12 protein-coding genes and 1 pseudogene are annotated in these 12,248 nt (G+C 72.6%); 2 read left to right on the top strand and 11 right to left on the bottom strand.

The genetic code is table 11. The features are described 5' to 3' along the window. Positions 1-5: 5 nt before the first annotated feature. From OG520_RS06150 to xylB, 5 genes are all read right to left on the bottom strand, one after another. On the bottom strand, positions 6-542 hold the full coding sequence (locus OG520_RS06150) for a DUF4232 domain-containing protein (protein ID WP_399329758.1): 537 nt from the start codon (positions 540-542) through the stop codon (positions 6-8). 292 nt (positions 543-834) lie between these two features. Further along, on the bottom strand, positions 835-2,202 hold the full coding sequence (locus OG520_RS06145) for a cytochrome P450 (RefSeq protein WP_399329757.1): 1,368 nt from the start codon (positions 2,200-2,202) through the stop codon (positions 835-837). Between the two features lie 276 nt (positions 2,203-2,478). Beyond that, positions 2,479-3,324, bottom strand: a complete 846-nt coding sequence (locus tag OG520_RS06140; protein ID WP_406012461.1) for a hypothetical protein — start codon at positions 3,322-3,324, stop codon at positions 2,479-2,481. Between the two features lie 2 nt (positions 3,325-3,326). Beyond that, positions 3,327-4,604, bottom strand: coding sequence for a VWA domain-containing protein (locus OG520_RS06135; RefSeq protein ID WP_399329756.1), 1,278 nt, complete (start codon positions 4,602-4,604; stop codon positions 3,327-3,329). Between the two features lie 63 nt (positions 4,605-4,667). Next, positions 4,668-6,149, bottom strand: coding sequence for a xylulokinase (xylB, locus tag OG520_RS06130; protein WP_406012460.1), 1,482 nt, complete (start codon positions 6,147-6,149; stop codon positions 4,668-4,670). Positions 6,150-6,355: 206 nt separating this feature from the next. Here xylB and xylA point away from each other — a divergent pair, with 206 nt between their 5' ends. Beyond that, complete coding sequence (gene xylA / locus OG520_RS06125; RefSeq protein ID WP_399329754.1) at positions 6,356-7,525, top strand: xylose isomerase; 1,170 nt, start codon at positions 6,356-6,358, stop codon at positions 7,523-7,525. Positions 7,526-7,770: 245 nt separating this feature from the next. Here xylA and OG520_RS06120 read toward each other — a convergent pair whose 3' ends face one another. From OG520_RS06120 to OG520_RS06095, 6 genes and pseudogenes are all read right to left on the bottom strand, one after another. Then, complete coding sequence (locus OG520_RS06120) at positions 7,771-9,024, bottom strand: ROK family protein (RefSeq protein ID WP_399329753.1); 1,254 nt, start codon at positions 9,022-9,024, stop codon at positions 7,771-7,773. Continuing rightward, positions 9,021-9,332: pseudogene (locus OG520_RS06115) on the bottom strand (formylglycine-generating enzyme family protein); the annotation flags it as partial. The gene OG520_RS06120 and the pseudogene OG520_RS06115, both read right to left, overlap by 4 nt. 192 nt (positions 9,333-9,524) lie before the next feature. Beyond that, entirely contained in the window at positions 9,525-10,187 is a 663-nt protein-coding gene (locus OG520_RS06110; protein WP_406012459.1) for a DUF305 domain-containing protein, read from the bottom strand. After that, the gene (locus tag OG520_RS06105) at positions 10,184-10,834 is read right to left on the bottom strand and encodes a DUF3105 domain-containing protein (RefSeq protein WP_406012458.1); all 651 of its coding nucleotides are present in this window, start codon (positions 10,832-10,834) and stop codon (positions 10,184-10,186) included. The genes OG520_RS06110 and OG520_RS06105 overlap by 4 nt, the downstream gene beginning before the upstream one ends. Positions 10,835-10,920: 86 nt before the next feature. Then, positions 10,921-11,343, bottom strand: a complete 423-nt coding sequence (locus OG520_RS06100; RefSeq protein WP_399329749.1) for a hypothetical protein — start codon at positions 11,341-11,343, stop codon at positions 10,921-10,923. Positions 11,344-11,464: 121 nt separating this feature from the next. Further along, positions 11,465-11,605 carry a hypothetical protein gene (locus tag OG520_RS06095; RefSeq protein ID WP_406012457.1) on the bottom strand — a complete coding sequence of 47 codons (141 nt, stop codon included), beginning with the start codon at positions 11,603-11,605 and terminating at the stop codon, positions 11,465-11,467. Positions 11,606-11,657: 52 nt separating this feature from the next. Between OG520_RS06095 and OG520_RS06090 the strand changes: the two genes are divergently transcribed. Beyond that, positions 11,658-12,239 (top strand): helix-turn-helix domain-containing protein, encoded by a 582-nt coding sequence (locus tag OG520_RS06090; protein ID WP_406012456.1) that lies wholly within the window; start codon positions 11,658-11,660, stop codon positions 12,237-12,239. Positions 12,240-12,248: the final 9 nt, after the last annotated feature.

Below are 12,248 nucleotides of genomic sequence, written 5' to 3'. Positions count from 1 at the left end.
GCTCGTCAGCCCAGCGCGTCCGTCAGCGCGCTGTCCGCCGCGGCGCGCGATTCCTGCCACAGGGTGGTCACCGGCACCCATACGTGGACTCCCTCGGGCATGCCCACGGTGGCCGCGCGGAAGGCGACGCCCAGATGGGAGGGGTCCGCCGCCACGGACAGGCTGCCGACGACGTGGCCTTCGGTGGCCGCCGGGTCCGCGGTGCGCACGGCGGCGTACGCCCGCTCGCCGCCGGCCAGTGCGTAGGGTCCGCTCCCGGCGGGCGGGACGGCCTCGGCGGAGCCGTCGAGGCCCCTGAAGGTGATCGTGGGGACCCGGTCCACCACACAGGCCCGGTCGCCGTTGTTGGTGACGCTGATACGGGCGACGTTCCGCTGTCCGCCGGGTGCGGCGTGCACGTCGAGGTCCTTCTCCTGGCAGGTTCCGAGGCGGCTCGCGGTGTCGGTGGACGCGGTGCCGGTCGTTGCCGACGCCGCGGTGCCGGTCAGTGTCAGGGTGGCCGTGACGGAGAGCGCGGAGGCGAGAGCGGAGCGGAGACGCATGGTGTTTCTCCCGTTGGATCGACAGCCTGCGGAGACGGCCGGGCGGCCCGTCGGCCGGTGGGACCGACATGGACAGTGTGAACCGCCTGCCCCGATCTCCGCGACAGATCGGACATATCGGTTCGGCATATCCGGTGTCGGGACGGGCCATGTGTCCGGTCCCGGGACGGGTTGCGCGTCCGGACCCGGGAAAGTCCCCCGGTTCCGGACGCGCCGTCCCGCCTCGCGCGACCGCGGGCCCGACCCAGGGGGGACCGGCGCCCCCACCGCGCGGCACCCCGCCCCGTGTGCCTCACCGTGTCCGGATCGTCGCCATCACTTCCCGGTCCGGCTGCAGCGTCAGCGACGGCACCGGACCGATGACGCCCGGGTCCACGTCCAGCTCGAATCGGCGCGCCAGCACGGCCAGGATCAGGACCGCCTCCACCATGGCGAACCGGGTGCCCAGGCAGACCCGGGGGCCGCCGCCGAACGGGAACCAGGCGTACTCCGCGATGTCGTCGCCCGTCTCCGGATCCCAGCGCTCGGGGCGGAACTCCTCCGGCTCGGGAAACCACCGCGCGTCGCGTTGTGTCACCCACTGGCTGGTCCACACCCGGGTGCCCTCCGGCATCGGCACACCGCCGATCCGCGCACCCTCCTTCGCGACACCGGTGACCAGCCAGATCGTCGGGTAGAGGCGCAGGGTCTCCTTGACCACGGACTGGGTGTACGTCAGCCGCGCGTAGTCGTCGAACTCCGGCTCCCGGTCACCGAGCACCCGGTCCAGCTCCTCGGTGAGCGCGGCACGCACCCGCGGATTGCGGGACAGCAGATACCAGGCCCACACCAGCGTGGAACTGGTCGTCTCGTGCCCGCCGATGTACAGCGTGACCGTCTCGTCGCGTATCTCCTGGTCGGTGAGGTGTGCGCCCGTCTCGTCCACCGCGGTCAACAGCCGGCTCAGCAGGTCGGGGCGCTCGTCCCCGCCGTCGCGATGACGGGCGACGACCCGGCCCACCTCGGCGTCGATGACCGCCGCGGCCTTCTTGATCCTGGCCCGGCCGGGAGTCGGCACCCAGTCCGGCAACAGCGCGCCGATACCGGCGAACTCCTTGCCGATCTCCTGCTGCGCCACATCCATCGCCCGGCCCATAGCCTCCGCGTCGGCCGCCGTGTCGACGCCGAAGATGGTGCGCACGGCGATCCGCTGCGTCAGTGCCGCCATCTCCCTCTTGACGTCGATGCGTTCACCACCCGACCAGGTGTCCGCGAGCTCCACCGTGCTGCTCGCCATCGTCGCCGCGTACGACCGCACCTGCTTGGGCCGTACGGAGGGCTGCACCAGTGACCGCTTCCGTCGCCAGTCCGTGCCGCGGGCGACGACCACGCCGTTGCCCATCACGGTCCGGAAGGCGATACCCAGGGCCGGCTGGTCGAAGGAGCGTTCCGTCTCGGTGAGCAGCTCGCCTATGCAGTCCGGATCGGCTATGTACACACAGGAGTTGGGGCCGAATCGCCAGCCCACCATGTCCCCGTGGGAGCGCAGCCGCTCGAAGAAGGCGAGAGGGTTCTTCCCGAACTGCGGCAGGCTCCCGAGGAACGGCAGCCCCTTCGGTCCCGGCACGATCCTGTGGCTCCGCGGCTCGGCATCGACGGCCTGGCCGGTCTCCGTGGACATGAAAGTCTCCGCTCCCTTGTGGCGCACCCGATTCGGTGCGCGGCGACCTGACTTCAGCGGTACCGCCCGCCGTGGAACATGTCATCGGCCTTCTGCGGTACGTGAGTTGTCGAGGGTAGTCGCGCGATGCCGTCCGGGGAGCAGGGGCGGGCGGCAGGGTGGCGGAGAAGGAACTGTCCGCCGCCTCCGGACGGGCCCGGAACCCGGGCCCGTCCGCAGGCGGGGTCCTGCGGTGTGCCGGGCCCCTGGTCGGAGCCCGTCCCGCGAGGTGCGTGGTCAGACGCCCGGCGGGATCCGGGACGGGCGGCCGCCGCCGCGGGTGAGGGAGTAGCCGAAGAGCGCCGCGAGCGACCCCAGCACCCCGCCGCCGACCGTCCACAGCCAGCGGTCGGTCCACCAGCCCGAGGCCCAGCCGTCCTCGGGCTCACTGCCGAGCGAGACCTTCGGTGTCGTGTCGTCGCCCGCGTCCGTCGGGCCGTCCGAGGCCTGCTCGACGGAGGACACGCCGGGGACCAACGGCTTGGCGAGCGTGCCGTCCACATCTCCGGCACCGCCCTGGTCGGCCGCTGTGATCTCGACCTCGGTCTGTACCGGGAGGCCGAGGTCCGCCGACGGCAGATCGACGACCGTGAGGCGTACGTAGTAGCTGCCCGGCAGCGGGTCGTCGGCCCACGGCTCGGACCAGGCACGGACGGTCCGCAGCACACAGGTCAGCTCGACCGTCGACGCGTCGGACCCGGCCTTGCCGGTCTGGCGGCCGTACATGCAGGCCTGCCGGCGCCGCAGCCCGTCGTACACATCGACCTGCCAGGTCGACGCGCCGTGCCGGGTGGCGCTCTCCGGCAGGGTGATCTTCGCCTTGACGGTGGCCCGCTGACCCGCGTCGGCGGGAAACACCCAGTACAGGTAGTCACCCGTGGACGCCCCGGCGGTGGCGCGCTGGTTCTGCTGGACGGCCGTCGCCGTACGGAAGGTGGTGCCGGCCTCGGTGGGGCCGGACCCGTCCCCGGAGGCGCTCGGGCTCGGGCTCGCCGACGGGTCGTCGGCCGCCGCGGCGCCCGCCGACGTCAGCAGGGCGAGCCCGGCGAGCAGCGCGCCCGCGAGTACACGTGTCGTACGCATCATCAGTTGGTCCTCCAGACGGCGACGCGCCAGCGCGAGATCCAGCCGAAGAGCAGTCCCGCGACCAGTCCGGTGAGGACCAGCACGCCCAGCAGCCACCAGCCGCGGCCGAGACCGAACGCGGCGGCATCGGCGGCGTCGTCCGGGCTGTCCACCAGGTCCACGGTCAGCTCGACCGGCATGCCGGGCGAGGTCTTCACCGACGCGGGGGCCGAGAAGGAGTTGGCGACCTGGAGGCACACGGTCTCGGCGGCCGGCTTGTCGTCGCTGTCCGAGTCGTCCGCCTCGGCCTTCGGGTAACGCAGGCCGGAGGAGATCGCGTCCGTACGGCCGGTGCCCGACTCCGAGCCCCGCACGATTTCCCGGCCGTGCACGGTCAGCGCCCGCAGCAGCACTCCGTAGTCGTTGTTCACGGCACGGTCGGCGAAGACGCTGACCGAGGCGCGCAGTTCCTGACCGGGCGGCACATCGACGCGGTACCAGCGGTGCTCGCCGAACTTCTCGCGGTCGGTGTACAGGCCGGCCTTGAGCTGCGGTGCGTCGGAGCAGCTGTCCGCGCCCTCGGTCGCCACGGGGGTGACCACGGGCTCGGCGGCCCGGTCGACCAACTGCTTGACCCGGCCGGAGAGTTCATCGGTGTGCTGGACCGCGGTGTAGGTGCCGCCGGTGGCCTCGGCGATACAGGTCAGCTGTTCACGGATCTTCGCGTTGGGCACCAGGCCCAGGGTGTCGATGACGAGGTGGATGCCGCGGGCCGCGATGTCACGTGCCACCTCGCACGGGTCGAGCGGCCCGCAGGTGTCCTCGCCGTCACTGATCAGTACGATCCGGCGGGTGGAGTCGCCGCCCTCGAGGTCGTCGGCGGCGCCCAGCAGGGCCGGGCCGATCGGGGTCCAGCCGGTGGGGGCCAGGGTGGCGACCGCGGTCTTCGCCTCGGTGCGGTCCAGCGGGCCGACCGGGTAGAGCTGCTTGGTGTCCTTGCAGCCGACCTTCCGGTCGTTGCCCGGGTAGTCGGCGCCGAGCGTCCGGATGCCGAGCTCCACCTGCTCGGGCACCGCGTCCAGGACCTCGTTGAACGCCTGCTTGGCGGCTGTCATCCGGGACTGGCCGTCGATGTCACGGGTCCGCATGGAGCCGCTGACGTCGAGCACCAGCTCGACCTTGGGGGAGGCTTTGGCGGGGGCTTCGTCGGCGGCGGCGGGGAGCGCCGAACCGAGCCCGGCGGTCAGGGTGGCGAGCAGGATGCCCACCCCGACCGTCAGCCTTTTTCTTATGATCATCGCCGGATAGTAGTGAAGATCGCTTCGCTTCCCCAAACCGGTCCGGGGATGGCCGTGGAACCGTCAGAAACCGCCGAGCAGTGGGCCGGAGGCTCGCTCCAGCACCGAACCGACCCGTTCCCAGGTGGCCGAGTCCCGCTGGACGGGCGGCAGTTGGGCGCCCTCGCCGGTGCCCCAGTCCACGGCGACGGCGACCGGGTCGGCGCCGGTGGCCGCAGCCGCGGCCAGTGCGGCGGCACCCAGAGCCACCGGCTCGCCGCTGCCGGGCACGATCACGGGGCGGCCGGAGAGCCGTCGTACCGTCTCCACCCAGGTCCGCCCCTGCGCACCGCCGCCGATCAGACGCAGCGGCCGGGCGGCCACCTCGGGGGCGGCCGGGTCGAGGCCGCAGGCCCGCAGCAGTTCGTCGAGGGCGCGCAGTACGGTGACGACGGCGCCCTCGTAGGCGGCGCCGAGGAGTTGCCGGGGCGTGGTGTCGTGCCGGAGACCGGTGAGGAGTCCGGAGGCGGTGGGCAGATCGGGGGTGCGTTCGCCGTCGAGGTAGGGGAGGAGCACCGTCTCGCCGCCGGGGGACGTGTCGTCGCGGTCCAGGCCGAGCAGTGCGGCGACCTTGTCCACGGCGAGCGTGCAGTTGAGGGTGCACGCCAGCGGGAGATACGTACCGTCCGCCGCGGCGAAACCGGAGAGCGCCGGTGACGCGGGCCGGGTCCGGGAGGCTGCGAAGACCGTGCCCGAGGTGCCGAGGCTGAGGACGGGGTGGTCGAGGAGTCCGGCGCCACCCAGTCCGAGGCCGACGGCGGCGCTCATGTTGTCCCCGGTGCCGGCGGCCACGGCGATCGTGGCGGGCAGGCCGAGCGCGTCGGCCGCCTCGGCGGTCAGCGAGCCGACACGGGTCGCGCCGGTCCCGGCCACCTCGGGCAGCAACGCGGCGTCCAGGCCGAGGAGTTCGAGGAGCACGGGGTCGTAGGCGCCGGACGCCGTGGAGTACCAGCCGGTGCCCGAGGCGTCGCCGGGGTCTGTGGTGGCGGTGCCCGCGAGCCGTTCGGTCAGGAAGTCGTGGGGGAGGCGCACGGCAGCGGTCGCGGCGGCGTTGTCCGGCTCGTTCTCCCGCAGCCAGCGCCATTTCGACGCGGTGACGGCGGCCACCGGCACCGATCCGGTCCGCGCGGTCCAGGCGTCCGGGCCGCCGAGCGCCTCGGTGAGCGCGGCGGCCTGCGGGGCGGAGCGGGTGTCGTTCCACAGCATCGCGGGGCGCAGCGGGCGGCCCGACCGGTCGAGGACGACCAGTCCGTGCTGCTGCCCGGCGATCGCGATGCCGGTCACGGCCGAGGCGGCGGCTCCGGACTCCTTCAGCCCGGCGGTGACGGCGGCGCGCAGCGCCTGCCACCACACCTCCGGGTCGCTCTCGCGGGCCCCCGCCGTACCGCTGACGACATGCGGTGCGCGGCCGACGGCGAGCAGCCGGCCGCTCGCGGCGTCGACGAAGGCCGCCTTGGTGGACTGGGTGGAACTGTCCACGCCGATGACGACGGTACGCGGCTGCATGGCGCCCTCATTCCTGTGCTGCGTGCGGTGCGGGATTTGATCGTGCGCAGAACAAATTACGTCACCGGGTGCCCGCCCGACAGTGGCCCGTGGCGAGGGGTTACGTGCCGGACGCGGCCCGTGCATCATTAGTCATGACACTGAACAAATAAGGCTCGGGTGCCTCGATCGGTCCTGGGCCCGACGGCACCGAAGGCGGCCAGACGATGACGGAACGCTTCACGCCCACCCCCGACGACCGGTTCACCTTCGGGCTCTGGACGGTGGGCTGGCAGGGGCGCGACCCGTTCGGCGATGCGACCCGCGCGCCGATCGACCCGGCCGACTCCGTGCGGCGGCTCGCGGAGCTGGGCGCGTACGGTGTGACCTTCCACGACGACGATCTGATTCCGTTCGGCTCGACGGACACCGAGCGCGAAGGGATCGTGAAGCGGTTCCGGCAGGCGCTGGACGCGGCCGGTCTTGTCGTCCCCATGGCGACGACGAACCTGTTCACCCACCCGGTGTTCAAGGACGGCGCGTTCACCGCCAACGACCGTGACGTACGCCGCTACGCGTTGCGCAAGACCCTCCGCAACATCGACCTCGCCGTCGAGCTCGGCGCCACCACCTACGTCGCCTGGGGTGGCCGCGAGGGCTCCGAGTCCGGCGCCGCCAAGGACATCCGGGTCGCCCTCGACCGCATGAAGGAAGCCTTCGACCTGCTGGGCGACTACGTCACCGAGCAGGGCTACGACCTGAGGTTCGCCATCGAGCCCAAGCCGAACGAGCCGCGCGGCGACATCCTGCTGCCGACCATCGGCCATGCCCTCGCCTTCATCGAGCGACTGGAACGACCGGAACTGGTCGGTGTCAACCCGGAGACCGGGCACGAGCAGATGGCCGGGCTGAACTTCCCGCACGGCATCGCGCAGGCGCTGTGGGCGGGCAAGCTCTTCCACATCGATCTGAACGGTCAGTCGGGCATCAAGTACGACCAGGACCTGCGTTTCGGTGCGGGCGATCTGCGCCAGGCGTTCTGGCTCGTCGACCTGTTGGAGACGGCCGGCTACGCGGGCCCGCGGCACTTCGACTTCAAGCCACCGCGGACCGAGGATCACGACGGTGTCTGGGCGTCGGCAGCGGGCTGCATGCGCAACTATCTGATCCTCAAGGAGCGCGCCGCCGCGTTCCGCGCCGACCCCGCCGTGCGGGAGGCGCTGCGCGTGTCCCGGCTCGACGAGCTGGCCCGCCCCACCGCCGAGGACGGAGTGGCGGGGCTGCTGGCCGACCGGTCGGCGTTCGAGGAGTTCGACGTGGACGCGGCGGCGGAACGGGGGATGGCGTTCGAAGCCCTGGACCAGCTGGCGATGGACCACCTGCTCGGGGTCCGCTGAGAGCCTGTCGGGTGACCTCGGATCGGATGGCGGACGCGGTCTGGTGCGTGCGATTCCAAGGCGGAGGAGGGAGTCAGCGCGGAGCGTTGGCGACCGACGACAACGCGGGAAGCGTGCGTGCCAGGGCGTGGCCGCCGGTCAGAGGTCACCCGACAGGCTCTGAGCCCGGGGCACAGGCCCGTGGGGCCATGGCGCCACAGGGGTGTGCGACGGGGCGGCCGGATGTCCGGCCGCCCCGTACCCGTTCACCCGGCCGAACCGGTCGGCCGGCCCGCGTACGCCACCGGGTCGGCCAGCACCCGGGTCAACACCAGCGCCGCGGCGCCCCGTGCCGCGTCCCCCGCGACGGACGAGGCGCGCAGCCGCCCGCTCCCCGGGGACCAGAGCCCCGACACCACACGGCCGGTCAGCTCCTCGTCGGCGGACGGCGAGAGCCACGGCATCAGGTTCCGGTAGATCCCGCCGAGCACCACGGCATCCGGGTCGAGCAGATTCACCGCTCCGGAGAGCACCCGTCCCAGCATCCGGCCCGCCTCCGCGACGGCGGCCACCGCCCGTTCGTCCCCCGCACGGGCGCGCCGTTCCAGCTCGGCCGCGCCGGCTCCGCCGCCCGACTCCTCGATCCCGGCGGCCCGCAGGAGCGCCGCCTGTCCCGCGTACCGCTCCAGACAACCGCGCGAGCCGCACCGGCACTCCGGCCCCTCGGCGTCCACCACCACGTGCCCGATCTCGCCGGCGAAGCCATGCGCCCCGCGCAGCAGTTCACCGTCGATGACCAGGGCCCCGCCGACACCGATCTCGCCCGTGAGGTACAGGAAGCTGCGGACCGCGTCGAGCCCCCCGAACCACAGCTCGGCCAGCGCCGCCAGATTGGCCTCGTTCTCCGCACGCACCGGCAGCGCCGCACCGCCGGGACGCTCGGCGGCGAGCGCGGCGGCGAAGAGCTCATCGGCCGGAACCCGGTTCCAGCCCAGGTTGGGCGCCTGGCGCACCGCACCGCCGGAAACCAGGCCGGGCAGCGCGAGTGCCACCCCGACCGGGAACAGTTCCTGCTCGCGCGCCGACTCCAGGGTGCGCGCGGCGATTCCGGCGGCCCGCGCCAGGACCTCCGCGGGCGGTGCGCCGCGGTTGTCGAGGTGCTCGGTGAGCCGCACCCGTCCGGTGCCCGCCAGGTCGACGACGCACACCGACACGTAGTCGATGTTGATCTCCACGCCGAGCCCGGCGGGCCCGGTGCGGGCCACCTTGAGCGCGGTCCCGGGGCGGCCCGCCTGTCCGCTGAAGGTCTTGCCGGACTCGGTGAGCAATCCGGTGCCGAGCAACTGCTCGACGAGCGAGGACACCGCGGCCCGGGTCAGTCCCACCCGCGCGGCGACCGTGGCCCTGGTCGCCCCGCCCTCGGCCTCGTCGCGGACGGCCCGCAGCACCAGGCTGAGGTTGCTCCGGCGCACGGTGTCCTTGTCGGCCTTGGGCCCCAGCGGTGTGACGTTGCTCTTCATGTCGGAGCCGAGCCTATGCGATCCCCTGTGCGGCTCCCGGTGCGATCCCTTCCGCGGTGTCCCCGGCCCGCTCGGAGCGCGCAGCGGAATCCGCCTCGGCCCGTCGTGCTGTCCGGGGTGTTGGAGGTGCGGGCCGCGACCCGGTAGCGGGTGCAGCAGGAGCTGTGGCACAGGTAGGAACCGCCGCGCAGTACCCGGTTCTCGCCGGCCGGCGGTCCGACGGGGTCGACGCGGGTCGGCGTGCGGTCGGCGACGTGCCAGTCGGCGCTGAACCGGTCGGCGCACCACTCCCGCACATTGCCCGAGACCGGCCGGGCGGCGACCGGTGCGCAGCGGATCACGCTGGACTTCCGGCTGCCGGGCGGGACCGTGCTGGTACCCGCGGGGTGGAGGTCGCCGTTTCATGACCGGGGCCGGCCCGTTCGCGGCGGCGGAATCCGCCGCGAACGGGCCGGCCACGCGTGCGCACCGGCCTGCGCGTGTGCCGGCACGTCCGGCGCTCAGCCCGTCGCGCCGCGCTCCTTCAGCATGTCCGCCATGAGCGCGATCTCCGACTGCTGGCCCCGCACCATGCCCGCCGCCAGGTTCCTGATCGCATCCGTGTCCGCGGAGCCGGCCGCGGCCTGAGCCATCTCCGCGCCGGCCCGGTGGTGCGAGGTCATCAGCTTCAGGAACAACACCTCGGCGTCCTTGCCCTTCGCCGCCCGCAGCGCGTCGAGCTCGGTGTCGGTCGCCATGCCGGGCATCAGCGAACCGTCGCCCCTGGGGGTGAAGGTGTGGCCCATCCACTCCATCGGAGGGGCGCTGGACGACTTCGCCCGGCCCCACATCTCCAGCCAGCCGAGCATCATGCCCCGCTGATTGGCCTGCGTGTTGATGATGTCGTACGCGAGTCGGCGCACCGCCTCGTCGGACGTGCGGTCCCGGACGATGAACGACATCTCGACCGCCTGCTGATGGTGGATCGACATGTCGCGGGCGAACCCGACATCGACCGATGTGTCCGAGGGAGCGGCCGCGGCGGAGGCGGAACCCGCAGTGGAGGCGGAGCCCGCGGACGAGGACGGTCGTACGAGCATGAGCACGACCAGGCCCAGCGCCAGCAGCAGCACCGCACCGCCGGCCAGCAGCATCGGACGCGAGGAGCGGACCGCGGACGTCACTGGGCGACCCCGCCCGTGCAGGCCGCGCCCGGCTCCGGGGTCTGCGGGCCCTGCACGTACTTGGTGAAGAACTGCCCGACGCGCGCGTCGGCGGCGCCGGTCACCGTCACCTGCTTGCCCCAGGCGCTGAGCAGGAGCGGGGCGGCCTGGTCCTCGACCGGGCTCATCAGCGAGTAGGGCGTCGATTCGACCCGTTCACGGAGCTTCTCCAGGTCGGCCGGCATCGCCTTGCTCGTGTACGTGACCCAGACCGCTCCGTGCTCCAGCGAGTGGACGGCGTTCTCCTTCGGTATCGCCTTGGTGTAGACGTCGGCGTTGCAGTTCATCCAGATCGGGTTGTGATCGCCGCCGACCGGCGGGTTCATCGGGTAGTCGACCTTCTTGTCGACGTGGTTCTGGGTGAGCTTGTCCCAGGTCCGCTCGCCCTTCACCGGCGAGGACTTGGCCTCGACCTCGGCCTTTTCCTTGTCGTCGGCGGCGGACATCAGATAGCCGCCGCCCGCGACGAGCGCGGCGACCACGGCGACGGACGCGGTGATGGTGATGATGCGGCTGCGCCGCTCGCGGGTCCGCTCCTTGCGGCGGGCCTCCTCCAGCTTGGCGCGACGTGCGGAGGCAGAGGTGTTCTGCTGCTTGGCGGATGCCATGGAGAGTCCTTCGGTTCAACAAGACTGATGGAGCTGAGGGCATGCGGAGTCCGTTCCTCGGGTGTCCCGGGGAACGGGGCGTTCCTCTAGATCCGTTGAACCTGCAGCCGGAGATGGTCGACTTCCCGCACGGCGTCGTTGGACGGGCCGCGGATCGCGGCCGCGCCGGTGAGCGGGGCGACCGGAGCGGTGGTGGTCGTACCGGGAAGGGCCGCGGGTGCGCTCTGTGCCGGCAGCACGACCGGGGTCGCGTGCTCGGAGGTGCCGTGGCAGGAACTGCCCATGCCCCGGTCCTCGGGGGCGTCGGCCACCACGATCCGCGCGAGCACCTGGTGCGTCGGTGTCATGGTCCGGACAGCGGTCGCCGGGTGGGAGCCGGAGCCGTGCGCGGCCGGGGCCGTGATCGAGCAGCACGAGACCATGGCGAGCAGCACGAACAGCCAGCCGAGCACGGCCGACGCGCAGGTGCCCTGCGTCCGTCGGCGTGTCCGTTCGCTCAGCCCGTTCATCCCGTCATCGTACGCGTTGTGTGAAGTTTCAATGAGGGGTGGAGGGGGTGGATGTCATGCGGGTGCCCCCTCGCACGGCCTTCCGCGCAAGGGGGCACCCGGGCGTGCGAGCAGTCGGTGGCTACGGGGCGGACCCGGCTCCGGCCTGCTCCGCCTCCGCCCTCTCCTCCTTCGGGCCGAGTCGGCCGAACACGGCGGCGAGGACCACCGCGGCCAGCGCCCCGGCCGCGACGCCGCTGCCGAAGACGGTGCGGGCCCACACCGGCAGGCCCGCCGGTTGTGGTGTGCGGCACTCAGGACACGGAGTGGATGAGATGAGCGAGGCGGACACCCCGCTGGTCGGCCCGGGTATTCGCCGACGGCGCCGCGCACTGGAGATGACGCTGGCGGAGGTGGCGCGGCGGGCCGGACTCTCCGTCCCCTTCCTCAGTCAGATCGAGAACGGTCGCTCCCGGCCGAGCATGGGTTCCCTCCAGCGGATCGCCGACGCGCTCGACACCAGCGCGGTCCAGCTGCTGTCCACGGCCGAGGTGCCCCGGCCCGTCGACGTGGTGCGCCGCACCTCTGCCGCCGTACGGGAGACCGGGGCCGAGGGCGAGGGCGAGGGCCGGATGCGCCCGCTGGTCCGGGGCCATCAACGGCTGCACGCCCTGGAGTTCACCGGTGCGCACGACTGGGGTCGGGAGTTCCGGCACCGCAACGACGAGATCCTGTACGTGGCCGACGGCTCGGCGGAGGTCGAGGCGGACGGCAACTTCTACCGTCTCGAAAAGGGCGACACGCTCTACTGCTCGGGCGGCCTCGTCCACCGGTGGCGGCCCATCGAACCGGACACCAGGGTCCTCGTGGTCGGCATCGCCGACCACGTCCAGGCCACCGACGAGCAGGTGAGCTGACGGACCGGT

Source organism: Streptomyces sp. NBC_00984 (assembly GCF_045162475.1).
Classification (GTDB): domain Bacteria; phylum Actinomycetota; class Actinomycetes; order Streptomycetales; family Streptomycetaceae; genus Streptomyces.
The sequence above is the reverse complement of the archived record's forward strand: the minus strand, read 5'-3'. Positions and strand labels throughout refer to the sequence as shown.

Bases quoted from the DNA above. Each gene is read 5' to 3' on its own strand.
- OG520_RS06150 (WP_399329758.1), bottom strand. From the start codon at position 542: ATGCGTCTCCGCTCCGCTCTCGCCTCCGCGCTCTCCGTCACGGCCACC.
- OG520_RS06100 (WP_399329749.1), bottom strand. From the start codon at position 11,343: ATGAACGGGCTGAGCGAACGGACACGCCGACGGACGCAGGGCACCTGC.
- OG520_RS06090 (WP_406012456.1), top strand. From the start codon at position 11,658: ATGAGCGAGGCGGACACCCCGCTGGTCGGCCCGGGTATTCGCCGACGG.
- OG520_RS06120 (WP_399329753.1), bottom strand. From the start codon at position 9,024: ATGAAGAGCAACGTCACACCGCTGGGGCCCAAGGCCGACAAGGACACC.
- xylB (WP_406012460.1), bottom strand. From the start codon at position 6,149: ATGCAGCCGCGTACCGTCGTCATCGGCGTGGACAGTTCCACCCAGTCC.
- xylA (WP_399329754.1), top strand. From the start codon at position 6,356: ATGACGGAACGCTTCACGCCCACCCCCGACGACCGGTTCACCTTCGGG.
- OG520_RS06135 (WP_399329756.1), bottom strand. From the start codon at position 4,604: ATGATCATAAGAAAAAGGCTGACGGTCGGGGTGGGCATCCTGCTCGCC.
- OG520_RS06140 (WP_406012461.1), bottom strand. From the start codon at position 3,324: ATGCGTACGACACGTGTACTCGCGGGCGCGCTGCTCGCCGGGCTCGCC.
- OG520_RS06105 (WP_406012458.1), bottom strand. From the start codon at position 10,834: ATGGCATCCGCCAAGCAGCAGAACACCTCTGCCTCCGCACGTCGCGCC.
- OG520_RS06145 (WP_399329757.1), bottom strand. From the start codon at position 2,202: ATGTCCACGGAGACCGGCCAGGCCGTCGATGCCGAGCCGCGGAGCCAC.